The 24,028-nt window shown below is 60.0% G+C and carries 20 protein-coding genes and 1 pseudogene; 12 read left to right on the top strand and 9 right to left on the bottom strand.

Going from position 1 to position 24,028, the window contains the following annotated elements; translation table 11 throughout:
* Positions 1-137: transposase (locus tag GWC77_RS24155; protein ID WP_254367138.1), on the bottom strand; the 137-nt coding region annotated here is incomplete at its 3' end.
* 149 nt (positions 138-286) lie between these two features.
* On the opposite strand from GWC77_RS24155, the gene GWC77_RS24150 reads away from it, so the two are divergent.
* The 11 genes and pseudogenes from GWC77_RS24150 to GWC77_RS24100 all read left to right on the top strand — a co-directional run bounded on the left by GWC77_RS24150 (position 287) and on the right by GWC77_RS24100 (position 9,235).
* Positions 287-1,105, top strand: a complete 819-nt coding sequence (locus tag GWC77_RS24150) for an HrpB1 family type III secretion system apparatus protein (protein ID WP_173261070.1) — start codon at positions 287-289, stop codon at positions 1,103-1,105.
* A gap of 26 nt (positions 1,106-1,131) precedes the next feature.
* A complete protein-coding gene (locus GWC77_RS24145) occupies positions 1,132-1,518 on the top strand; it encodes a serine kinase (RefSeq protein ID WP_173261068.1) in 387 nt (128 codons plus the stop codon).
* Between the two features lies 1 nt (position 1,519).
* Positions 1,520-2,218, top strand: a pseudogene (gene sctJ, locus GWC77_RS24140) (type III secretion system inner membrane ring lipoprotein SctJ); the annotation flags it as partial.
* A 135-nt stretch (positions 2,219-2,353) separates the two neighbouring features.
* On the top strand, positions 2,354-3,088 hold the full coding sequence (locus GWC77_RS30375) for a type III secretion protein HrpB4 (RefSeq protein ID WP_173261064.1): 735 nt from the start codon (positions 2,354-2,356) through the stop codon (positions 3,086-3,088).
* Positions 3,082-4,155, top strand: a complete 1,074-nt coding sequence (gene sctL / locus GWC77_RS24130; protein ID WP_173261062.1) for a type III secretion system stator protein SctL — start codon at positions 3,082-3,084, stop codon at positions 4,153-4,155. Before GWC77_RS30375 ends, sctL begins: the two co-directional genes overlap by 7 nt.
* A gap of 38 nt (positions 4,156-4,193) precedes the next feature.
* Positions 4,194-5,549 carry a type III secretion system ATPase SctN gene (sctN, locus tag GWC77_RS24125; RefSeq protein WP_254367137.1) on the top strand — a complete coding sequence of 452 codons (1,356 nt, stop codon included), beginning with the start codon at positions 4,194-4,196 and terminating at the stop codon, positions 5,547-5,549.
* Positions 5,550-5,569: 20 nt separating this feature from the next.
* Positions 5,570-6,061, top strand: a complete 492-nt coding sequence (locus tag GWC77_RS24120; RefSeq protein ID WP_173261058.1) for a type III secretion system protein — start codon at positions 5,570-5,572, stop codon at positions 6,059-6,061.
* Positions 6,062-6,147: 86 nt separating this feature from the next.
* Positions 6,148-6,954, top strand: a complete 807-nt coding sequence (sctT, locus tag GWC77_RS24115; RefSeq protein WP_173261056.1) for a type III secretion system export apparatus subunit SctT — start codon at positions 6,148-6,150, stop codon at positions 6,952-6,954.
* A 93-nt stretch (positions 6,955-7,047) separates the two neighbouring features.
* Positions 7,048-7,476, top strand: coding sequence for a cupin domain-containing protein (locus GWC77_RS24110; RefSeq protein WP_173261054.1), 429 nt, complete (start codon positions 7,048-7,050; stop codon positions 7,474-7,476).
* Between the two features lie 175 nt (positions 7,477-7,651).
* On the top strand, positions 7,652-8,128 hold the full coding sequence (locus GWC77_RS24105) for an HrpB1 family type III secretion system apparatus protein (RefSeq protein ID WP_173261052.1): 477 nt from the start codon (positions 7,652-7,654) through the stop codon (positions 8,126-8,128).
* Positions 8,129-8,497: 369 nt separating this feature from the next.
* The gene (locus GWC77_RS24100) at positions 8,498-9,235 is read left to right on the top strand and encodes a hypothetical protein (protein ID WP_173261050.1); all 738 of its coding nucleotides are present in this window, start codon (positions 8,498-8,500) and stop codon (positions 9,233-9,235) included.
* A 983-nt stretch (positions 9,236-10,218) separates the two neighbouring features.
* Here GWC77_RS24100 and GWC77_RS24095 read toward each other — a convergent pair.
* From GWC77_RS24095 to GWC77_RS24070, 6 genes are all read right to left on the bottom strand, one after another.
* The gene (locus GWC77_RS24095; RefSeq protein WP_173261048.1) at positions 10,219-11,691 is read right to left on the bottom strand and encodes an efflux transporter outer membrane subunit; all 1,473 of its coding nucleotides are present in this window, start codon (positions 11,689-11,691) and stop codon (positions 10,219-10,221) included.
* A 1-nt stretch (position 11,692) separates the two neighbouring features.
* Positions 11,693-14,842: an efflux RND transporter permease subunit gene (locus tag GWC77_RS24090; RefSeq protein WP_173261046.1), complete on the bottom strand. Its 3,150-nt coding sequence runs from the start codon at positions 14,840-14,842 to the stop codon at positions 11,693-11,695.
* A complete protein-coding gene (locus GWC77_RS24085) occupies positions 14,839-17,940 on the bottom strand; it encodes an efflux RND transporter permease subunit (RefSeq protein WP_173261044.1) in 3,102 nt (1,033 codons plus the stop codon). The genes GWC77_RS24090 and GWC77_RS24085 overlap by 4 nt, the downstream gene beginning before the upstream one ends.
* 12 nt (positions 17,941-17,952) lie before the next feature.
* Positions 17,953-19,095, bottom strand: coding sequence for an efflux RND transporter periplasmic adaptor subunit (locus GWC77_RS24080; protein WP_254367135.1), 1,143 nt, complete (start codon positions 19,093-19,095; stop codon positions 17,953-17,955).
* A gap of 76 nt (positions 19,096-19,171) precedes the next feature.
* On the bottom strand, positions 19,172-20,458 hold the full coding sequence (locus tag GWC77_RS24075; protein ID WP_173261042.1) for an ATP-binding protein: 1,287 nt from the start codon (positions 20,456-20,458) through the stop codon (positions 19,172-19,174).
* A gap of 5 nt (positions 20,459-20,463) precedes the next feature.
* Positions 20,464-20,733, bottom strand: coding sequence for an EF-hand domain-containing protein (locus GWC77_RS24070; protein ID WP_173261040.1), 270 nt, complete (start codon positions 20,731-20,733; stop codon positions 20,464-20,466).
* 275 nt (positions 20,734-21,008) lie between these two features.
* Here GWC77_RS24070 and GWC77_RS24065 point away from each other — a divergent pair, with 275 nt between their 5' ends.
* Positions 21,009-21,302 (top strand): hypothetical protein, encoded by a 294-nt coding sequence (locus GWC77_RS24065; protein ID WP_173261038.1) that lies wholly within the window; start codon positions 21,009-21,011, stop codon positions 21,300-21,302.
* Between the two features lie 398 nt (positions 21,303-21,700).
* Here the strand turns inward: GWC77_RS24065 and GWC77_RS24060 are convergent, their stop codons facing one another.
* Both GWC77_RS24060 and GWC77_RS24055 read right to left on the bottom strand, forming a co-directional pair.
* Positions 21,701-21,964 (bottom strand): hypothetical protein, encoded by a 264-nt coding sequence (locus GWC77_RS24060; protein ID WP_173261036.1) that lies wholly within the window; start codon positions 21,962-21,964, stop codon positions 21,701-21,703.
* Positions 21,965-22,797: 833 nt separating this feature from the next.
* Positions 22,798-23,238 (bottom strand): hypothetical protein, encoded by a 441-nt coding sequence (locus GWC77_RS24055; protein ID WP_173261034.1) that lies wholly within the window; start codon positions 23,236-23,238, stop codon positions 22,798-22,800.
* Between the last annotated feature and the right edge of the window lie 790 nt (positions 23,239-24,028).

Genomic DNA, 24,028 nt, shown 5'->3' with positions numbered 1-24,028 from the left:
CACGCCAGCGGAATGCTCGCCGTCGGATTGCCCGACAGTTGCTCAGCCAGCAGGATTGCCCGCCGGTTCAGGCGCTTGTCGCCCAGATCGATGCCCTTGAATTCCATTGCCGCCCAGCTCTCCGTTGCTCGTGCCATTCGCGTGCCGCGCAAAAAGCAAGAGTAAACGGCAAGTCGCGACAGTTTACAAGCCGCTCACGCGGACTTGTGTGTAATGGAATGGGCAAAACGATGGATCATCCGGCGCGAAGTTTTGATTCAATGTCCGACGCTCCGCCCAACCAGACATGAGTGACCAGCCTATCGGCACGGACGCCGTCTCCACACATGCGCCCTGCGGCATCGATCACTGGAAGCGGGACACGTTTTTACGGCGAACGGAACAAGGAGGTTCCGACAGAGCACGTTCGCATATCGATGTCGGACTTCGCGGTTCGATGTTGACCGGGGGCCCACGCCGCTTAACCTCAGGTGCATTGATCACCAGTCACAAAGCGGAAAGCAAAATCAACTTTGATTTCCAGGAGAGCCGGATGTCTATTGCAAGCGACGGGCCGGACTGCCCAAAGAACATTTTTGCGGCGTTAGTCTATATCGTTAAATTCCAGCTCGCCCTAAAAGACGAGCTTTCACTTTCCGATCTCGAGGATGTGGAAGAGACCCTCGCTGCGCTGCATTGCCTGTACCCTGGATTCGACGGACTTAAATTGTTCGACGGCTTCCTTTTTTACCAACGGAAGCGGTTCGATGAAGCGGAGGCCATCTTCAACGATCTGGGTGCGCGTTCGGTTTGCGTGCCTCTGTGCAAAGCGATGGTACTCGCGTGCCACCGATCTCAGGGTGCATTGGATTGGAAGGGGGAGGCCGAAAAGCTCGTTCGGGAATATGCCGAGGACGACGCGGGCCGGCTAGCGAAGATATACCTCGCCAACGAAGACTTGAATGCCGCGATTGCCAGCGCTCATCGCACGGGACACTTTGTCACCCCCGAGTCGGTCGAAGCGCTTACTCAGGAGCATGCGAGTACGGAACAACCAGTGAAGACAGCGGCCTCAACCGCTGCGAATGGTGATGGCACGCTTGCGTTGTCATATCTTCGAGTTTGACATATACGTTGTCGGAGAACCGAGCAATGATCTCTTCTATTGAATCTCAGCTCATTCAACAGGCGATGAGCTCCGCTGGAGCGGACACAAGTACCAACGGCGTCTCGCAGCATCTTATCGATAAGTTTCAAGCGCTTCTTGCCCAAGAGCCGGCGCAGGTGTCCGGGCAGTCCGCGCCCGAAAATAATATGCTGAAACAAGCAATTCAGAAGCAAGACGATGCCGATCACCAATTTCCCAACGATATGAGCTACATCTCGACACACATGGGTGAATGGAACGTCGGCCAGGCAGCTTCCGCAACCATGCTGGTGCAGTATGAAATCACGCAGGCGTCCATGAATTTGCAATTCAAGATGGCTGCCGCTCAATCTTCGAAGAATGCGGTCGATACTCTCATGAAAAACCAATAAGATGAAAACGCCTAAGCCACGTTGGGCATCGGTCTCCCGTACTTGCGGCGTAATCGTTTGCGCAGCGCTTTGCATTTCGCTCAGCGCGTGCAAATCCCAGTTGTTCGGGCAACTCGACGAACGTAGCTGCAACGAAATCGTTGCGGCCCTGCTCCAGAACGGCGTCGACGCAAAAAAGAGCACACCGGACGCGGGCAAGACATGGACGGTTTCGGTGAACGATGGCGATATCGCGCGCGCGATGGCGATTCTGACCGCGCGTGGCATTCCCGGCAAACATTATGATGACTTGGGCGCGCTGTTCAAGAAGGACGGCCTCGTGTCCACACCAACCGAAGAACGTGTGCGTTTCATCTACGGCCTGTCTCAAGAACTCGATGACACGTTATCAAAAATCGACGGGGTAATCGTGGCACGCGTGCAGATCGTGCTTCCGAACAACGACCCGTTGGCATCGAACGCGAAGCCGTCGTCCGCCGCGGTGTTCATCAAGTACCGGCCCGATGCGGACGTTCAAGCGCTCACGCCAGCGATCAAGAACCTTGTCGTCCATAGTATCGAGGGTCTTTCGTACGATCAGGTGAGCGTGACGTCGATGGCATCCGATCCACTCGTGCTGCCGCCAAGGAATTCGGGCAACGGCGGACTACTGACACTTGCCGCGGTCCTCCTTGGGGTCCTAGCAGTGGCGGGAGCCGTCGGCTATGCCCTGTTCGGCCCGCACGCTCCCGAAATAAAGCGCCGCCTCATGTCCTTTCCGCTATTGAACAAGGGACAGCGCAAGGCGAATGCATCCGGCTAAGTTCGATCTGCAAGCGCCATCAGGACGAATGAAATGCAATCGCAACCCGAGCCAAGTGAGCAACGAAACCCGCAGGCCGCGTGCGCGGAGACGGCGCCGGCATCGCTGGCCGGTTCGGTCACGCCAGGGGCAGCCGATATTGCCTCCCGGCTGACGACATACGTTCATCGCAGGCAGACGTTGTTCGAATGGATGCATCCGCTTCGGCTCGCCTGCCTTTCTTTCAGCAGGTATTTGCATGTCTCCAATCCCACCCAAAGCGCGACTCTTGCGCAAGCATTCCTCGAACAGGCAGGCCTGCCAGAGCCGCCGCTCTCGGCCTTCGCCTCTGCCGGTACAGCGCTCGCATTGCTGCCTTTGCCCGCGTGTCTTTGCGTTTGCCGCTTGCGCGCGCTATTGGCGCACGTCAACGAATTGCGCACATGGATAGATCGGCCCAGACGCGCTCAATTGAGGGAATGGGTTGGCGAACTGGCAGCTAGTTTGATTTATAGCTTTCTGCCGGCGCCCACCGCTGGACACGTGCCGGATGCAGATCCTTTGCCCGCGGGCGAAGGCGCCGGTGATCTCCTGGCCTGGCGAGGCCTCCAGCTGCTCGAGCGCGACTACGGATGGAACGGCCACGGGCCTCTTGCGCTCGCACAATTTGCTTTGCCGGTCGATTCGTGCGCTGAGTCATGCCCGCCCCCCCTGCCGCATCGAGACCTCGGTGCGAGCGCATGGATCGCGGGTGTGCTTCCGAAGCTCTTCCCGGAGCAGTCATGGTGATCTGGTTGCGCAAGCCCTTCGATGAAGGTGACGGGCTCGACATGGGCGTCGGTGCGAGCGACGACATATTGCGCCGGGAAGATTTCGCGACGCTCGTCGAAATCGACGAGGCATTTCGCGAGACAAAGGCGCGTTGCGACGCTGCCCTCGACGCGGCAACGGCGAAGCAGCAGGAAATCCTCGCACAGGCTGAAGCGCAGGCACAGGAGTTACTCGCACATGCACAGGCCGAATACGAAAGCGCCGCGCAACGCGGTTTCGAGGTCGGCATGCAACACGCCGTCGCGACTTGGCAAGACCAGGTCATGAGGATGCACGCACAATCGCGGTTGATCGAGCGTCGGCAGCACGAACGGCTCGTTGGCCTCGTGGCGCTCGCTGTGGAACAAATCGTCGGCACTAGCGATCCGAAAGCGCTGTTTGCTCAGGCGGCAGCAACGCTGGAACGGCTCGTAGCCGACGGTAGCCCCGTGCAAATCATCGTCCACCCCGATGACTTTGCAAACGCGAGCGTCGCATTCGCCGAAGCAGCGAAAGAATGGCGCGAGATCGGCTGCGCGGTCCGCTTGCAAGTGCGCGCCGATCCTGCATTGAGCCGTGGCGCGTGCCTTTGCGAAACCGATCTGGGCAGCCTCGAAATGAGTCTGGAGTCGCAGCTGGGCGCAATGCGCGACGCCTTGTCGCGTGCCGTGGAAAGTCTATGCGACGAGCCAGACCAGGCTGATTCACTACCGGCTCCCCATTCGGCCACGGCCGAGGACCAACCCGCTCTAGCGGCCGAAGCTCTCGACGATAGCGCTGCCACGTATAGCGATGATGCCCAACACATGAGTGAGCACGAGCCCGCAGGATCGGACTACCGGTTCGCTGAAGCGCTCGCGAACGCTGGCGAAAGCCAGGAATTGGGCGAAGCGCGGGACGACGACGAAGAATCGGACTCCGACGAAGAATCGGACTCCGACGAAGACTTCGAATTCGATGAGGACTTCGAATTCGACGAAGTCGATCAAGACGACGAAGGCGATGACGCCTATTCCGATAAGTACTCCAACGCCTACGAAGGATGACAATGCAACTCCCCCCTGGTGCCCAGCAAGGAAGTGGGATGCCGATCGGACATAAGGATCCTTCGATGACGCCCAACCGCTTTACATCGATCGCGGACGCAATCGAACGCGAGCTAAGAGGCCGATCTCAACCTTCGAGGTTTGGGAAGGTACAGGAAGTCATCGGAACGCTCGTGCGCGTCTCGGGCCTCGATGCAACGCTTGGCGAACTCTGCGAGCTGCGAACGCCGCAGGGTCAGTTTTTGCAATTGGCGGAGGTGGTCGGCTTCTCTCGTGAAGTCACCTTGCTATCCCCATTCGGCCGGCTCGGCAATATCTCGCGCGAAACGCGCGTCACGGGCCTGAAGCGCCCCCTTTCGATTCCCGTCGGGGATCGCTTGCTTGGCCGCGTAATCGACAGCCTGGGCCGCCCGATCGACGGAAAGGGCGATTCGGGTTGCATAGAGTTCCGGCCCATCTTCTGCGATCCTCCCGACCCCATGAGCCGTCCTATACTCGATTGCCCCCTACCGACAGGCGTCCGCGTTGTCGACGGCATGATGACGCTTGCGGAAGGGCAACGCATGGGCATCTTTGCACCGGCGGGTGTCGGCAAGAGCACGCTGATGGGCATGTTCGCCAGAGGTGCGCAATGTGATGTCAACGTCATCGCGCTCATCGGTGAGCGGGGCCGTGAAGTTCGGGAGTTCGTCGAGCAGATTCTGGGAGACGAAGGGATGGCGCGCTCGGTCGTTGTCTGCGCAACGTCCGATCGGTCGTCCATCGAGCGCGCCAAGGCGGCGTACGCGGCAACGGCAGTCGCCGAATATTTTCGCGACCGAGGCCTGCGCGTGCTGCTCATGATGGATTCGCTCACCCGCTTCGCGCGCGCGCAGCGCGAAATTGGTCTCGCGATGGGAGAGCCGCCGACCCGGCGAGGCTTTCCGCCATCGATCTTCGCGGAGCTGCCTCGATTACTCGAACGCGCCGGCCGCTCGGAGTCAGGATCGATCACGGCACTATATACGGTGCTGGCGGAGGACGAATCCGGCGGCGATCCGATTGCGGAGGAGGTGCGAGGCATCCTTGATGGGCACATGATCCTTTCCCGCGAGATCGCCGCACAGAACCGCTATCCGGCAATCGACGTGCTGGGGAGCCTCTCTCGCGTGATGTCGCAGGTGGTCAGCCGTGGGCACGTCGCCGCAGCGGCGCATGTGCGGCGACTGATGGCTAAACACAAGGAAGTCGAACTGCTGCTGCAGGTCGGGGAATACCAGCAAGGCAGCGACGCGCTCGCCGATGAGGCGATTTTCAAGATCGATGAAATTCGCGCATTCCTGTCGCAAGAAACAGACTTCCTCGCCGACCCGAACGACACTATCGCGGCGTTGAGCCAAATCGTCGGCAATTAGAGCAACTAGAGGAGATCGGCATGAAAGACCGACGTGTACTTGCTTTGCAGCGGGTTTTATCGCGCCGGGAACGACTCGGCCGAAAATTGGAAACAGCGCTTGCGTCGCTGCGCGCGGAATCGGCCGAGCTCGACACCGACCTCAAGCAGCGGCAAGCTGCTGTCGAGGCACAGATTGCCGAAACGAAGCGCCAGGACGGCAAGATAGACGCGATGATAGGCGGCAAAAGCTTTCGTGCCGATCAGTTTCTGATGTTGCGCGAACACCGGACGGTATTGTCCGACCGCAAAGCGATGCTGCAGGCGGAAGCCGACCGATCTGCCGCGGCGCTCGACGCCAAGCTCGCGGATGTCCGAAAACAGAGCGCCCAAATACTTCAAAACCGCGCACGCATCGATGTCTATGACAGTCGCCGCAAGACGTTGATCTCCGCCATCGAAACGGCGATCGAGGACGCCCAGGATGAGGAATCGTCCGAGAACAGACGGCCTAATACGGGGCCTGGCTTCTGACGCTTTCCCCCAAGTAGCGATTCGCTTCCTCCGCTTGCTCCACACAAGTCGGGCTTTTATTTCGTACCTGGATGCAGAGACGTTGAATGAGCGACTTCACGCTTTCCTTATTGACTCTAAGCCACAAATTCGAATCGTTAGCGGCTCTGGTCGCCTTGTGCAGCGCGCGTCTGATGGTGCTCATGATGGTGTTTCCGCCAACGGGCGACACCGTCCTTCAGGGTGCGGTGCGGACCGCGCTGTCACTACTGTGGGGGTGTGTCGTCGCCTACGGTCAACAAGGCATCTTTGTTGAGCAAAGTGCATTAATGCAGGTAGCCATAGGGCTAAAGGAAGCCGTGATTGGCTTGGTGCTTGGATTTTCCGCATCGACGGTCTTTTGGGCAGCGCAGAGCATTGGAGGGTACGTCGATGATCTGAGCGGGTACAACTCGGTGCAGTTGAACGATCCGGTTCATGGACAGGAAACGTCGCTGACCTCCACGCTGCTGAGTCTGTTCGCGATCGGGGCTTTCTGGACGCTCGGCGGAATGACGTTTCTTCTCGGCGCACTCTATGATTCATATCGTTGGTGGCCCCTTGGCGATATGCTTCCCGTCGGCGATCGCATCCTCGAGTCATTCGTTCTGCAGAAAACCGATTCACTCATCGAGACCATCGCCAAGCTGGCTGCACCGATGACGGTACTGCTGCTCCTGGTTGACATCGGCTTTGGTTTCACCGGAAAAGCGTCGCAAAAGATCGATCTGCAGTCGATGTCGCAACCGGTGAAGGGGGCTTTGACCGTATTGATGTTGGCGTTGCTGGCTAGTGTGTTCGTCGACCAGGCGCGCGATCAGCTTTCCTTGGCCGGCTTCGCGCGTGAGATCCACGCGTTCGCGTCTGGCAAATAATTGTTTCCTGAATTGTGGCCGACGAAGCGAAATAAGCTAAGGCACTCATCCGTTTAATTCTAGCCAGATCGGCAATCCAGAAGGAGATTTGTCATGCAACGCGAACATCAAAAAAAGGCCTCCTGCAAGGTAGTGCGTCCCGGTGAGCCTGTCCCAGGGAAACAAGCGCTGATTTACGAGTCGGGGATTTCGGCCGAAACGGTCGGTGCCACGGGTATCCATATGCAGTTGGCGACCCTACCGCCGCTTGCACGCGCAAAAGCGCACATGCACGACACTCACGAGACAGCGATTTATGTATTGAGCGGGCACTCCTGCGTATGGTTCGGTGAAAACCTGGATCAGCATGCCGAAGTGAACGCCGGAGAATTCTTCTACATTCCTGCTGGCATGCCACACCTGCCGTATAACCCGAGCGACACGGAGAGCTGTCTGACCGTCATCGCACGCACGGATCCGAACGAACAGGAGAGTGTCGTCTTGTTACCGCATCTGCAGCCTCCCGGGACGAAAAACGCCTGATTTCCCGCCGTGTGCATGCATGCGACGGCAACGCGGGAACAACGAACGCTTCGGACTGCGATGACATTATTCGCACTTGTCATCAATGCGCATCGTGGTTCGCCGACACTGAACTTCAGGTGACGGCCAATGGACAGGACCCTCGAGCCGCGACACACCGAAAGCAGAGGATATTGTGACGCTTATAGAATGCAAAGATGATATTGCGAATGGCCTGGCGAATATCTTGTGGTCGGCGTCGCACTTTGACGACGGCACGGATTTCGACGATCTGCTCGACGCCATTCGCGTGCTGCGACCCGCGTGGGCCGGCGGATCAACTGCATCGGCATGGCGGTACCTGCGGCGACAGGCATGGACCGACGCCCGGCGGGTACTCGACGACGATGTCGACGGAGCGAAGCGTTCCGCTCTGCATACCGCGCTGATGGCGGTTTGCTTGTTCGGTCTCGAGGACCCCCTTTGGCAGAGCTATGCGCGCACGGCAGTCGAGCAACGCGAAGACGCTCGAGCAGCAGCAATCGGCAACACATTGCTCACGCGCGCAGACAAAAGCAGCCCCCCCGCACGCGTCGAACCGGCGAGTGCGAATGCTGCGTCGACTGCCGGAGGTCCGGTCATTATACCGATGCAGAGTTGGGTGCGTGCCTGACGGTCGTCGCAGCCGCGGGAACCGTTCAGGAGTGTCTTGATGCCTATCTCTATTCGCCCGCAACGATCCGATCTTGCCCAGCCCCAAGCTGGGCCGAATGATGCCTCGCCCGCTCCCGCGGGCAAGCAGCGGGCGAAGGAACAGAGTGCTACGGATCCGCTACTCGCCCCCCTCCGCCCCCGTCCGCAGGGTTACCCCGGGGAGCAACGCGCACCGTTTTGGAGGTCGGCTAATCCGTTCACTCGTTCCGCCGGGCAAGTGCCCGGGGCCCCTAGCAGCCTCGAGCGCGCGGGTTACGATATCCGCGCGGAGATTGCAGGCTACCTCCGTTTTGAGGAGCGCCAAGGCTTTCACTCTCTGAATCGTGCGATGCGTGATGTCAGCGGCGCCGTTGATACAAACACGGCACTTCGGGTGCACCACTTCCTCGGGCGCCTCGAAAACGAAAAGGTGGGAGAGCATCGCTTCCTCGACCACTTCCGAAACAAAACGGTGCGGGCACAACGCCTCGACCGGGTGCGTCAAGCGGCGTGCCGAGAAGTGCTGAGACTGATTCCTTCAATACACCCACGCGATCTCCCTGACATCCTGATACGCGTGGCCGCATCTTTACGAAATGTAAAGGCTCCCAGTGCGCGGGCTCAAACGGCCAAGGAGCTCTATACCCTGGTGACGACTCAGCGTCCGTGCACTGGGCGGATAGCATATGCCGCATCATTACTTGAAGTTGCGGACCTGCCGGAAGACGAGCGCGTCCAGTCTTTCAATAATGTCCTGGGGCTGTACGAGCACGTGATGCCCCGGAGCGACAAAATGTGCCAACTAGAGAAAAAGGATCGTCGCGGATCTCATTTCGTGTCCGCGCGCCGTTATGCCATCGAATCCGCCCGTCGTCAGTTGGCATCTATCCCGTCCACCGCGCAGGAGGCGGCGAATGACAGACTCGGCGCAATCGAGGCACGGTGGGACCGGGAGTGGACGGCGGCGCGCGACCGATATGTCGATGCGATTCGTGGCGGAGCATCGGCGGAGCAGCTTATCGATGAGGGCGGTTGGACGGCCGACCCGGAGATGGTAGAGGCGCTTCAGCTAGCCAAGCGCCAGTAGGCTCCCTTCGAAGGTGTCAAAATCATGAATGGCGCGCGCGTCGAACCCGATGTGCGGATGCGAGTTCGACGGCAGCGAGGGGACTCACAAACGTGCGCATCGCCCCATCAACAATGCGCTTGCTACGCGACAAAAAACTCCGTTCGCCCTCGCTTTACGATTGGCTGCCGCTGGGCCGTGGGTCCTCTTCGAACACCATCTGCTTGTCCCACTCAGCCTTACGCAGTTGCCGGACGTCTTTCATGCGTGAGGAGCGTCTCGCGCTGCGGGGTGTCGGTGTTTCGCTTGATGCAGGCAACGGAACTGTCAACCGGGGCGGCGACTCAGTGAAACGAAGCTGGTCTGTCTTATACGTCGGAAAGACCTGCCTCCTGAACTGTTGCAATTCATCCAACTGCTTTCGCTTCTCATTTCTACGTTCCGGCGGGAGTGGCCTGAAAAACCCCGTCGACCAGTTACTGTCACCCGTTGAAGCGGAGCTGCCCGATCCGCTGCCAGGCCATCCAGAGGTGCTTTGTGGAGGCACGAAACCAAATCTGCCACTCGAGCGCTCGCTCGCCCTCGCGGTGTGCGTCAAAGTAGATGCTGGACTCGGCGCTGACGGCGCTTTGCCCCTTCTGTCTTGCAGGTGTGCAAGGGGGCCCTGCGATGGAGGTTGCCGGGCGTACGAACGCCCTCGTGGCGGTTCGCCTTGTGGCGGTTTGTTTACATGTTGGGTTCCAGCACCCCAAGAGGGAGGCGCTGAACCAGGGCGATAGTCGACAGGCGGTCTATTCATAAGCCAATTTGACTGAGATGCACGACGTTTTCACATCATTCAAGCGGACAGACTTTTGCTGAGCCGTTCCTTACATTAATGCACAAAAAGCAGTCAGCAGTCCGCTCTCGCGGTAAAAGCGAGCATGATGCTGCACGCCCTTCACCTTGATCGATCGACTTACGAATAACGGCCGCAATATCCGAAACGCATCCCTTTTCCTTCACTATCGAACCGCCAACCCTGCCCACCCCGCCCCGATATTCTTCACCAGCCCGACGCTCTGCTGCATGAACGTGCCTTTGGCATCGCTCAAATCCTGTCGAGCGCCGAGCAGCGCCACTTCCTGATTCAGCATGTTCGCCTCGCTCATGGTGCCAGCCGCGAACTGTGCCCGCGCGCTCGCAAGCAGCGCTTCGTTACGTCGAAAGACGCGCTCGAGTGCCGCCGTCTGCCGCTGCTGGTGGTTCAGCGAAGAAAGGTTGTCCTCTACGCTCTGAAATGCGTTAAGCACAGTCTGCCGATAGTTCGCGACTTGCTCGTCGTAGTTCGCCTGAGCCGCATGGAGCGCGGCCTTGCGCGCCCCGCCATCCAACAGCGTTGCAGCAACGTCCGGCCCCAATGTCCAGATTCGATTCGGCAGCGTCAATAAATGCGCGAGCGTGTTGTGCTCGAATCCCCCATCCGCCGAAAGATCGATCGAGGGAAAGAACGCCGCCTGTGCAACGCCGATTTGCGCGTTGGCGGACGCGGCCATTCGTTCGGCGCTCACAACGTCGGGACGCCTTTTCAGCAACGTCGACGGTACAGCATCAGGAATCACCGGCGTACGGAACGAATAATCGTCGCGCGGCTCGAGCGAAAATTGCGCGGGCATCACACCAATCAACGCGGCGATCGCGTGCTCCGCTTGTTCACGCGATGCTTCTGAAGTTTGCAAACGCGACGTTACGGCGTCGAGCGTATTGCGCACTGCAAGCACATTATCGTCTGACGCGACACCTCGCTCGTGCGCCGCAAGCGTGATGTCCACCAGATGCATATCGATCTTCTGCTGACGTTTGAGCAATGCGATATCGATGTCGAGCTGACGCGCCTGGAAGTAGTCACTCGCCACCGATGCGGCAATCGACAGCCGCACGCCGGCCAGTGTCGCATCCGCTGACTGCGCCGCGGCCTTCCCCGATTCCACTTGACGACGAACCTTGCCCCAGAGGTCAGGCTCCCAGCTGGCCGTCGCGGCGGCATCGAACGTGTCATGCACCCCCGTCAATGCATTCAGCGATTGCGCAACAACCGGATTGGCGCTTGCCGCGCCGCCCAAACCTGTCGCCGTATCGCGGCGCCCGCGCGAAGCAGAAAAATCCAACCCCAATGTCGGAAAGAATCCGGCTCGATCGCCCTCGAGATTGGCTTTCGCGGCGAGATAGGCCGCCTGCGCACTGGCGATCGATTGATTGGCGCGCAACGCCGTCTCGATCAAGTGTGTCAGCTCATCGTCCCCATACGCCAACCACCATTGCCCGGAAACACCCTGCTGCGGGCCCGGGTCTGCCCGCAGCCATTCCGTGCCCTGCTCCTTGAAGGATGTGGGAATGTCGATGTCGGGCTTCCGGTAATCTGGCCCCAGCGTACAGGCGCACACGCCAAGCGTCAGTGCTAGCGCGCTCAGTGCGCGAATGATCAATTGCGGTTTCATATCAAGGGGAAGTTCTCAGCCGCCGAAGCCGACGTTCGGCGCGGCCCAACCAGAGGTAAATCACAGGCGTGGTGTAGAGCGTCAGGAACTGACTGGCCGCAAGGCCACCAATGATCGCGACAGCAAGAGGCCGACGGTACTCCGAACCGTACCCATCGCCAATCAGCAATGGAAGCGCCCCAAAAATCGCTGCAACGGTCGTCATCGTGATCGGCCGCAGGCGCGCAAGGCAGGCACGCATGATCGCGTCTTGCGACGACGCCCCGTGCTCGCGCTCCTCTATGAGCGCGAAATCGATCAACATGATGGCGTTTTTCTTGACGATCCCGATAAGCAAAAGCAAACCGATCAGCGCGATGACCGAAAACTCCGTATGCGTGACGAGCAATGCGATCATTGCGCCAACCCCAGCCGAAGGCAACGTCGACAGGATCGTCAACGGGTGGACAAGATTTTCGTAGAGCATTCCCAACACGATATAGACCGATACAAGCGCGGCAAGCAGCAAAAGCGGCTCGCTGGCGAGTGACTGCCTGAACGCCTGTGCAGTACCCGCAAACGCACCAACCACGCTCGCAGGAAGGTGCAACGACGCAAGCGAAGCGGTAATTTCCCGCGTCGCATCCCCAATCGCCGCTCCCGGGCGCAAGTTGAAGGAGACGGTTACTGCCGGAAACGTGCCCTGATGGTTGATCGAGATTGCCGCGCGATCTGTGGAAATACGCCCCAATGCATCGAGCGGGACAAGCGCGCGACCACCGGGCTGTGCGGCAGTCGATGGCGTGGCGGCTGCGTTCGCGGTCAAGCCGCCACCAGGAGGCGCGCCTGTCGCCTGCTTGCCGGACTGCGTGGCGGCGGGCACGTAGATGCCTCGTAGCGCACGCGGCGAGCCATTATCCTGAGCCGCCATTTCCATTACGACATGATATTGATTCGCCGCGCGATAGATAGTCGACACCTGCCGCTGACCGAACGCGTCATAAAGCGTCTGGTCGATCGACGAATAGGGCACCCCCAGCCGCGCTGCAATATCGCGGTTGACGTTGATCGCGGCCTGCAAGCTATCGTCCTGCTGATCCGTATTGAGATCCTGGAGAATCGGCAAGGCCCGCATTTTCGCCGCCACGCGCGGCACCCACGCATCAAGGTCTGTCTCCGAGCCGGCTGTCATCGTGTATTGATACTGAGCGCCGCTTTGCCGGCCTCCCACCGACAAATCTTGAACCGATTGCAAATAGAGCTTCACACCCGGCACCGCAGCCAGCGCATCGCGCAACTGCGCAACGACCTGCTCAGCACTCTCCTTGCGCTGTGAGAGCGGTTTGAGCGTGATGAACAGTAACGCGTTGTTGATCGCATTGCTTCCGCCTACCACGCCGCCCACCGAATCCACTTGGCCATTGCGTCCGACAATCTCACTGATCTGCTGAAATCGCTCCTGCATTTCACGGTAGGAGATCTGTTGAGACGCTTGAACGGTGCCAAGCAATAGCCCGGTATCTTCCTGTGGGAAAAAGCCCTTCGGTACGATGATGAAAAGCGCGACGTTCAGCACGAACACTCCGATCGTCACCAAGCCCATGAGACGCGGATGCCGCAGAACCCACCGAAGCGATCTGGCATAAAACCCGTTTGTCTCATGCTGGCCAGACCGGCCTGCGCCCTCGCCGGTCTTTGCACGCATGATGCGGCTGACCAGCATCGGGCTCACCGTCAGCGAAATCAGCATCGACATCACGATCGACACCGATAACGACACCGAGAACTCGCGCAGCAGGCGGCCGACAAGCCCTCCCATGAACAGCAGCGGGATAAAGACGGCAACGAGCGACACGCTGATCGCAAACACCGTAAATCCAACTTCACGCGCGCCCGCGAGCGCCGCCTCGATAGGACGTTTACCGAGCTCGAGGTGGCGGATGATGTTCTCGACCACGACGATCGCATCGTCGACGACAAACCCTGTCGAGATCGTCAACGCCATCAGCGACAGGTTGTTCAAGCTGTAGCCAAGCAGATACATCACGCCAAACGTGCTCAACAGCGACAGCGGAACGACAATGGCGGGAATCAACGTCGCCCGCCAGTCGCGCAGAAATGCGAATGTTACGGCGGTGACGAGCAGAACCGAGACGAGCAGCGTAATCTCGACGTCCAGCAACGACGCACGAATCGTCAGCGTGCGGTCCACCAGAACATCGAGACGAATCGTCGGCAAGATCGATGCCTTGAGAAACGGCAATGCGGCCTTGACGTTTTCGACGGTGTCGATCACATTTGCACCGGGTTGCTTGTACACGATCAGCAACACCGCAGGCTTTCCGTTCGCAAGACCGTAGGTTTGCTCGTTTTCGAGGCCCTCGCCTACTGTTCCGAGATCGCTGACGCGCACGATCTGTTTGCCGTCGTTGCGTACGATGACGCGCCCATAATTCTCGGGCGTATACAACATGTCGTTCGCACCCAGCTGGTAGGCCTGTCCATTGGCGGTTGCCGATCCCTTCGGGAAATCGACGCTGGCATTCGTCAACGCCGCGCGAATCGCTTCGAGACTGACGCCATAGTGGCTCGTCCGGTTCGCATCGACTTCGACACGTACAGCCGGCAATGCGGCGCCGCCGACGACAACGTCCCCTACCCCCGGCGTCTGCAGCAAGCGTTGCACGAGGACGGTCGAGGCTGCGTCGTAGACCTGCGCGCGCGTGGCCGAATCGGACGTGAGCGACAGCACCATCACCGGGGAATCGGCCGGATTGACCTTGCGATAGGTCGGATTGCCGTCAAGGTTGACGGGCAGATTGCTACGCGCCGCGTTGATCGCTGCCTGGACATCGCGCGCCGCGCCGTCGATGTTGCGGTTCAAATCGAATTGCAGCGTAATCTGTGCAAGCCCGAGCGAGCTGACCGACGTCATTTGCGTGACACCGGCAATTCGCCCAAATTGGCGCTCGAGCGGCGTCGCGACAGAATTGGCCATCGTGCGTGGATCGGCGCCTGGCAAGCGCGCCTGAACGTTGATCGTCGGAAAGTCGATTTCCGGCAGCGGCGCAACAGGCAGCAGCTTGAACGCCAGGATACCCGCCAACGCCAACGCGATCGCCAGAAGCGTCGTGGCAATCGGCCGGCGGACGAACGGAGCCGACGGATTCATGATCCGGGCTCCTCGCTGTATGCAGCGCTTGGTGCTGCCGCCTCACGCGGGCGTCGGCGCGCCGCCAAGCCATGCAGCGCAAGATAGATGACCGGCGTCGAGAAGAGCGTCAGCATTTGACTCACGAAGAGTCCGCCGATAATGGCGATGCCGAGCGGCCGTCTGAGTTCGGCGCCCATCCCGCCACCAAACGCGAGCGGTAAGGCGCCGAAGAGCGATGCCATCGTCGTCATCAGAATCGGACGAAAACGCTGCTGCGCCGCACGCCGAATCGCCACGATGGCACTTAGGTGCTCGGTGCGCTCTGCCTCCAGCGCAAAATCAATCATCATGATTGCGTTCTTCATGACGATGCCGATCAACAGCACAATTGCGATCAGCCCCATGATGTCGAATTGGGTTCCCGTCACGACGAGCGCAACGAGTGCCCCAAGCGCAGCCGACGGAAGCGTAGACAAAATCGTCACGGGATGAATGAAGCTTTCATACAGCATGCCGAGCATCAGATAGACCACTACGATTGCGGCGAGCACCAGATACGCTTCGTTCGATAACGATGCCTCGAATGTGGCGGCGGCGCCCTCGAGCGACGCCTGAACCGCCGTAGGCAGACCGATCTTCGATTCCACCGCGCGTAGGTGCGCGAGCGCGGTGCCGAGCGAGTAACCCGGCGCGAGATTGAACGACACGTCGGCGTAGGGAAACTGAGCCTGTCGGCGAATCGTGAGCGGTGCCGTTCCGATATGCAGCGTTGCCATCGACGCAAGCGGTGCCGTAGCGCCTGACGGAGTGCTCACGTACAGCCCGGAAAGCAGATTTGCGAGGTCCTCCGTCGCCCGATTGGCAGCCAGCACCACGTGATACTGATTGGACGGTGCAAGGATCGTCGATACCTGGCGCTGGCCGAACGCGTCGTAAAGTACGTCGTCGATCGCCTGTGGCGTCACGCCCAGCCGCGATGCCGTATCACGATCGAACCTCAATTCCACGTGATTGCCACGCTGCAGTGCCTGACTTTGTACATCCGCGAAGGCCGGATCGGCTTCGAGCGCCTTCACCAGACGTTGAGTCCACGTCTCCAGCAAAACCGGATCGACGCATTGCAATCCAAGTCGATAACTGGTCGTGGATAACGCCGCATCGAGCGTCAGGTCTTGCACCGGATGCAGAAAAAGTCGAATACCCGCGTGACCCGAACTCGCTCGCGAAAGTCTGCGAATAACAGTCGACGCATCCTCACGCTCCGACCGGTCTTTGAGATTGATCAGCAACGTACCCTGATTCACGGTGGGGTTCGTTTGGTCAATGCCCACGAACGAGGAAAGGCTGGACACCGCGGGATCCCGCGCGAGCGAGCGCATCAGCGATTGTTGATCGAGTGCCATGCGGGAAAATGAAATTGTCGGTGCCGCCTGAGATATCCCTTGCAAGAGTCCGGTATCCTGCTCCGGGAAAAAGCCCTTGGGCATCAGCAACAGGACGGCGAAAGTCGCCACTGCCGTCAATGCGACAGACAAGAGAGTCACGCCGCGATGTTCCAGCACCCAATCGAGCGCCGAGACGTAGCGGACGTTGATACGTTCGAACAGATCTTTGCGCGACGCGTGCTCGCCCGCCGATGGCCGCTCGAGCATGCGCGCGCACATCATCGGTGTAAGTGTCAAAGATACAAACGCCGACATGACGATGGCGATCGCCAGCGTCAACGCAAATTCGCGAAACAGGCGGCCAACCACGTCACCCATGAAAAGCAGCGGGATCATGACGGCGATCAGCGAAAGCGAGAGCGAAACAATCGTGAAACCGATCTGCTTCGCTCCGTTCAATGCAGCTTCAAGCGGACGCTCTCCACCCTCCATGCGGCGAGCAATGTTCTCGATCATCACGATCGCATCGTCGACGACAAAGCCCGTTGCGATCGTCAACGACATCAGCGTCAAATTGTTCAACGAAAACCCGAGCCCATAGGCGACCGCCAGCGTGCCAAAAAGCGAAAGCGGCACGGTGATCGCGGGAATCACCGTGGCGGGCAGGCTGCGCAGAAAGACAAAGATCACCATGACGACGAGCGCGATCGCCGCGACGAGCTCGAACTCCACGTCTTTCACGGATGCGCGTATCGTTTGTGTCCGATCGGTCAGCACGTCGACCTTGACCGTTCCCGGCAAGTTGGCACGTAGCTGCGGTAACAGCTTCGTCACACGGTCGACAACCGCAATCACGTTGGCACCCGGTTGTCGATGAACGTTCAGCAATATCGACGGTTTTCCGTTCGTCCACGCGACCTGCTCGACGTTTTCCGCACCGTCGATGGTTCGGGCGACTTGTGACAACCGCACGGGTGCGCCGTTTTTGTATGCAATTGCAAGGTTGCGATAGTCGCTGGCGGCGAGGAGTTGATCGTTTGCCCCAATTGAATAGGCCTGATGCCGTCCGTCGAGATTGCCTTTCGCCAGATCGACGTTCGCGCTACCGAGCGCGGTTCGCACGTCGTCGAGCGACATACCCAGCGAGGCGAGACGAGCCGCGTCGGCTTCGACTCGCACCGCCGGCCGGGCACCGCCGGCAATGTTCACGAGCCCGACGCCCGCGATTTGCGAGATTTGCTGGGCAAGCCGTGTATCGGCCAGATCCTCGACCTCGGTCAGCGGCAGGACGTCCGACGAGAGCGAAAGCGTCAATACTGGCGCATCGGCCGGATTCACTTTGCTGTACGCAGGCGGGTAAGGCAGGTTCGCCGGCAAGAACGTCGCCGCGGCATTGATCGCCGCCTGCACTTCCTGCTCCGCCACGTCGAGCGACAGCGAGAGATCGAACTGCAGCGTAATCGTGGAGACGCCATTCGAACTCGTCGAATTCATCGTCTTGAGGCCCGGCATCTCGCCGAGCTGCCGCTCGAGCGGCGCGGTGATCGTCGAGCCCACGACATCGGGGCTCGCACCTGGATATTGCGTGAAAACCTGGATGGTTGGATAGTCGACTTCGGGTAGCGCCGATACCGGCAGCAACATGTAGCCGATCAAGCCCGCCAGCAACAGCGCGATCATCAGCAACGCGGTCGCAATGGGCCGTTCGATAAAGGGACGCGAAATGCTCATGGACAACCTGACTCAGTTCGCCACGACGTGCAGCGGCGTGCCCCGATCGAGCCTGTCAGCACCTTCGGTCACCACTTGCTCACCGGCGTGCACGGTTGCATCGACGATTGCCGTATCGTCGCCGCTGACCGCCCCCACCTTTACGTTTAGCATCACGGCTTTGCCGTCCCGACCAACGACGAACACAAAGTCACCCTGCGTACCATGCTGGATCGCCACGGTCGGTACCACCGGAACACCACGCAATGTATCGACCTGCATGCGCACATTCACGAATTGATTGGGAAAAAGCGCATCGCCCGCATGGGAGAATTCAGCTTTGAGTTTGACCGTTCCTGTCGTTGCATCGACTTGATTGTCGAGCGCGAGCAGCGCCCCGGACGCGAGCAGGGTCTTCTTGTCGCGATCGTAAGCGAGTACCGGTACGGCACCGTTTGACAAGGCGCGATGGACGCTGCCCAGATCGTCCTCCGGCATCGAGAACGTAACCATCGCCGGCTCGAGCTGTGTCAGCACGGCGATGCCGGTGGTGGATCCCGCTGTCACGTAGTTGCCAGGATCGACGAGCCGCAGCCCAACGACGCCATCGATAGGGGCCACGATCGTGCAGTATCCGATTTGGACTTGCAGGTTCTTCACGCTCCCGCGATCGGCGTCGACGGTACCCGCATCGGCATGAACAGTAGCAAGCTGCGTATCGAGCGCCTGCTGTGTGATCGAACCCACCTTGATCAATTGGCGATCGCGTTCAAGATCGACACGCGCGTTGGCTAGCAGCGCGGAGTCTCGATCCAGAAGGCCCGTGGCCTGCATCAATTGCGCTTCCAACGCGCGTGAGTCGATTCTCGCGAGGATCTGCCCTTTCTTGACCATCTGCCCCTCTTGAAAGCTCACCGTGTCAAGCGTGCCGCTCACTTGCGTAGTGATCGTCACGGTGCGTACCGCGGTGACGGTGCCCGGAGCCTCGAGGAAAGACGGAACGTCTTTGATCCGTACAGCGGCAGCGCTGACAGGCACCGCCGCAACCGTAGCTTCGGAAGCTGCTTCGGCTTTTCGATGGTGCTCTTTCGACCACACGCCGATTGCGGCCGTGACAGTCACGAAAATCAGCAATGCCTTATATATGCCGCGTATCTTCATCGGAGTGACATTCAAAAAGCGAAAACCTTGCACGAACGGATCCGGGCCGTTGCTTCACAGCATCGTCCCTCCGCAACAAAAAGCACGGACGTCAGCCCGCGAGCAACTTCACCTCGGCGATGAACCCGCCGCCATCGCGCAAACGAAGGTCGAGACTGCCGCCGTGTTGCCGCGCAATGCGCTCGACGATCGCAAGTCCAAGGCCCGTCCCTTTCTCGGTCGCCTGGGTGCCGCGCCGGAACAGCTGCTTGAGCGACGACAGCGACTCTTGCGGCTCCCCAGGCCCGCGATCCCCTACACAAATGACGACAAAACCATCTTCGTCATACGTGGTGACGGACAGTCCAACGCGCCCGTAGGTCACAGCGTTCTGCATCAAATTCATCAACAAGCGTTGCACGCTGATGGGCCGAAACGGAAACTCCGGGAATGCACGAAGCTCGAGCTCGAACACGTGACCGAGACCGGCGTAGTCCGCCGCGAGCTGACCGATAAGCGCATTCAAATCGCCCATGATCGGGCCTTCGCTCTCGCCCCCTCGCCCGAAGTCGACGAATTGCTGAATGGTGACGTCGATTTCGTCGATGAAGCGCTCGGCGGTCAAGATCGGCGCGTCAAGCGTCTCAGGTGCACCTAGCGCCATTCGCAGCTTGGTCAGCGGCGTACGGATATCGTGCGAAATTCCGGCCAGCATCTCCGCTCTCGTCGCCTCGAATTCCGCCAGCGATGCCATCATGCGATTGAACGTCACGGTCACGCTCGACAACTTCAGCGGGCCATCAGCCGGCACGGCATCGGGCCAAACGCCCCGCTCGACGCTCGCGGCCGCGTGAGAAAGGCGTTCCAAAGGGGCGGCGATGCGGCGATGAATCAGATGGGCGCCAAGCGCCGGGAAGGCGGCGAGCGTCAACAACGAGCAGACCGCGCTCCACGACACTCCGGTATCCGCAATCGAGGTCGCCGGTAGTGGAATCCAGCGGTGCCCGCTGTCAAAGGACACCCGCATCCAAATCCGGTGCCCCACGCTCTCCGACCAACGTACGTCAAGGCCCGTCGGAAGTTCGCTGGTGACGAGCTTGAACCACCGCCGCGCGATGTAGGTCGATGGAATGCCCCCCTCCCTCACGTCAGCCGGCAACGCACTCTGCGGCACGGCATGCAATTCCATTAGCCATTGCCTGCGCTGCAACGCCGGAAGCATGGCAACCATTCGCTCGATCAAGACAATCTGCGACACCTCGACCGAAGCGGCATCCTCGAGGCGAGGGTATTGCACCAGGATCAGGAAAATCGCAACCGTACTTGCCTGACTCGCTACGATCAATGCAATCAGCAGCAAGACGTTCCCGCCGAACAGAGTGCGAGGCCATCGACGCATCACGATTACTTCATGTGCTGCGAGGCGTATTGCTCGATCTGATCGACGGTGACATAACCGGCATGGTCCTTGTCGATTTCATCGAAATGCGCCGCGACGCGCGGCATGCCCGCTTTTGCCTCGTCCAGCGTCAATTTGCCGTCGTGGTCCGCGTCCGCCGATTGAAAGCGCGCCTCGATCGTTCGCTGAAGATTGCTTTGCGCGAAGGCGGACGGTACTGCCGCGAACGCGATCAAAGCAGCGCCAATCGCGCAAGAAATATTGGTGTGTTTCATGATTCCCTCGTTTAATATAAAACATCAATATGTAACGAGGGCACAGTTTACGAGAAGCGCGACACCCTCATCGTTTCGAGTCGGTAACGTTTCATGTCGGTTTATGTCGAGCTGAACAAATACCGGTTTTTTCGGATCGTTCGACGAGATTCGTATATTGAAACTCGTCGACATATATTTTTAATAGACTCAATCAGGCCGACTTTTTACAGTGGGAACCGTTCGTCACGATCGGCATCCCGCTTCTCGTGGCACGAACTCCGCGAGGATATGCAATGAAACTGCGCTCCCTTCTCGTTATCACAGCCGGCGCGATGTCGGTGTTTGCAGCCGGCACCGCGTACGCCGGCGTGGCCGTCGGCATCAACATTCCGCTCGCTCCGGCGCCTGTCGCCGTTGTACCGGCAGTGCCTGTCGCGCCCGCCTATGTCGTGGCGCCGCCTCCGCCAGTGGCCTATATCGCCGCTCCCGTCGTGGCACGCCCCGTCGTTGTCGTCCCGCCGCCCGCGGTAGTGGTGCGCGGTGCATATTATGCGCCGAGTGTGCGCGCGGCGTTTGTTGTGCATTGAGGGCGCACGTCCGTTATCCAGGCAATTGATGAACGACCGATAGAAAACATGAATCACGCACTTTCGCGAGTTACGAATATAGCGAGCAATGCGCTGTTCGCCGCTGTTGCAGCGGCTGTCGTTCTCGGTAGCACGCCTGCCTCCGCTGGCTTGCTTACGCATGGAGTGGGCGTCACGCCGCTCGGCGCCTACCGGGACAGACACGGCGTCACATGCGGCGGCGGCAGTTGCGAACATGGCGGCGCCGTGAGGGGGCCCTTGGGCCAGCTTGCGACGAACACCGGCACCGTCACGCGAACGGCGCCGGGTCAGTTCAGCAACAGCGGCACCGCCGTCGGGCCATATGGTGGCGCCTACACGCATGCGGGAACCACCTCCTGCGCTGGGGGCACCTGTACTCATGCGGGCACGATCACCGGGCCGGAGGGCCGGACTGCCTCCGTTGGCACAAGCGTGACGCGCAGCGGGCCCGGACAGTTTTCTTCGTCGCGCACCGTCACCGGGCCCAATGGCAAGACCGTGAGCGGCAACGCATCGACCAGTTGCGCCAATGGCGTTTGTAACCGCTCGGTGAACGTATCAGGGCCGAACGGAAACAGCGTCACGCATACCGGCACCGCAACCCGCGTTGCGCCAGGGGTGGCCGTCGTGTCGGGCAGCACGACAGGCCCTCACGGTGCAGTCGTGACAAACCCGGGCGCGGTGGTGGGTGTGGGCGTGACGACAGGCGCTGTCGGATCCGTTGCGGTGGGCGTCACCGCACCGGCTGTCGCTGCATTGCCGCCGCCCCCTCCTTCCGGCGTCGTCGTTTCGGGATCCGCACAGCTCGTCGCAACACCTGCGGTTGCCCCGGCGCCAGCGGTGGTTGCAGCACCCACGGTGGTTGCGGCGCCGACAGCCGTCGTGACTGCGACGCCCTCTGCTGTGGTCGTAGCACCGGCGGCCGCGGTAGCGCCTCGCGCTGTGTATGTAGCCCCTGTGCCGAGGCGCGTCTGGATCCCGGGACACTGGGTAGGTGGCATATGGGTCCGCGCGCACTGGTCTTGAGTTCATGATGAGTCGATCAAGTACACCCACGTGCCGCCAGCCCATCGTCGAGAACCGGTCTCGCCGTTACTCGACAAGCGTTGCGCGCCGCGCTCGCGTCTGCCTTGGCGTGTTCGTACTCGCGTTGAGCGGGTGCGTTTCCGTCACCATGACGCCGCATTCCAATTCCGCTCCGCCCGAGCCGACGCCCGAACTTCCCGCACGCTGCACCAGCCGCTACGAAGCGCTTCTCGATGTCGCAGCGCTCGCGCAACGTTATGGACCTGCATCCAGTTTTTTTGTTGCGCCGATCGATGCGCTGGCGAATGAACTGGACGATTGCCTTTCCATGGACGGCGAATATGAGCGCGACAGCGCATTGAAAACGCTTGCTTATCGCGACCATAGATTGCGCTCTTAAACTACTCTTTGCGCGCTTGCGTGCCAACGTCCGAGCCGCCACAAACGGTCACCTCTGATGCAAGGAAAAGCGCATCTCGTGGCGGCGCTCGATGCGTGCCTGCATCGCCCGCAGTCTGGCGATCGCGTTTCGGCCGGCCGGTAGCGGCAGAGGCCCCAGATAGTGTTCGGAGGCGTAGGGGGCTTCCCCCATCATCAGGCCTTTCGGCTCCAGCCGCTCGTACAAATCCAAGATTGCGATGATTCGCGCGGCCTGCTCGCCTGCCGGCAAGAGAGGGATGATCTTCTTGAGGAAATGGAACGCGGCTGTGGTGACGTCAGCATCGAGTACGGCCTGCGTTGTCAGCAGTGTGTGCAATTGCCTGGCCGACTCGGTACGGGCGGGACTGGCGGCCAGGTGTGGCATCAGCGAAGCTGCGAGCTTCAAGATGTTGGGGCGATCCTGCGGCCGCATTTTAGGAATGAGCTCAAGCATCTCGTCGACGAGCACTTGCCGTTGGTGTGTCGCTTTATGCCAAAAGCCCCCATACAGCTCGAGTGCCCGCGTATGACTGTTCGCCTGTTCAGCGAATTCCGCGCGCAGAACGCTACTTGCAGCGGACACGCTTCGAAGTGTCTCCGGCGGCAGATGGGCCGCGATTTGCCGCCTAACGTCCCTGGGTGCCTCTAGGAAGGGGGACTGTCGCGGCGCGGGGGTCGAACGGCGTGGGAGCAACGCTGAGGCAGGAGCCCTCAACAGGCCGTCGAGGCGTTCCGTTATCGTAGGGCGGGTACGGCGAATGGGGGGCAAGGCAGCGAGCGTGGGATCCGCAACCATTCCTCGTTCCACCGTTGGCACGTGTTGTAACGTGGGTGCCGGGTTTTCCACTGTCCACGGTCCGGGAAAATGGCCTACCGGGGACGAGCCACCATTCGCACGCAACGGGTCCATCCAGACGCTCCTGTTCCTGTTCATCGGATAAACATTCGGTATATCCGGAACATCTGGCTATGCTATGCCGACAGGCGAACCGCAGCGACTGAATGCGAAGCGCAATGGCGCGCGCCGTGCTCGTTCTTCGCAACCTCTCTACATCGCTCGACGTGTAACCAAGCCGAACCATGCTCTTTTGAGAATATTGAAGATGTCTTTTATCGGGGGCCTCTATAAAGTCGGCTCTTTTGAAAATGCAGTGGGTAACGCGGCTCACGAGGCATGCGGGTTGAAGCTGGAGAAATCTAGCTTGCCGGCGATGAGGAACAGCACGGTTCGCATTGTTTCGAAGCGCGTGTAGCCGCGC

Origin of the sequence: Paraburkholderia sp. NMBU_R16 (assembly GCF_013282575.1) — a bacterium.
Classification (GTDB): Bacteria; Pseudomonadota; Gammaproteobacteria; order Burkholderiales; family Burkholderiaceae; genus Trinickia.
This window is presented reverse-complemented; position numbering and strand designations above follow the sequence as displayed.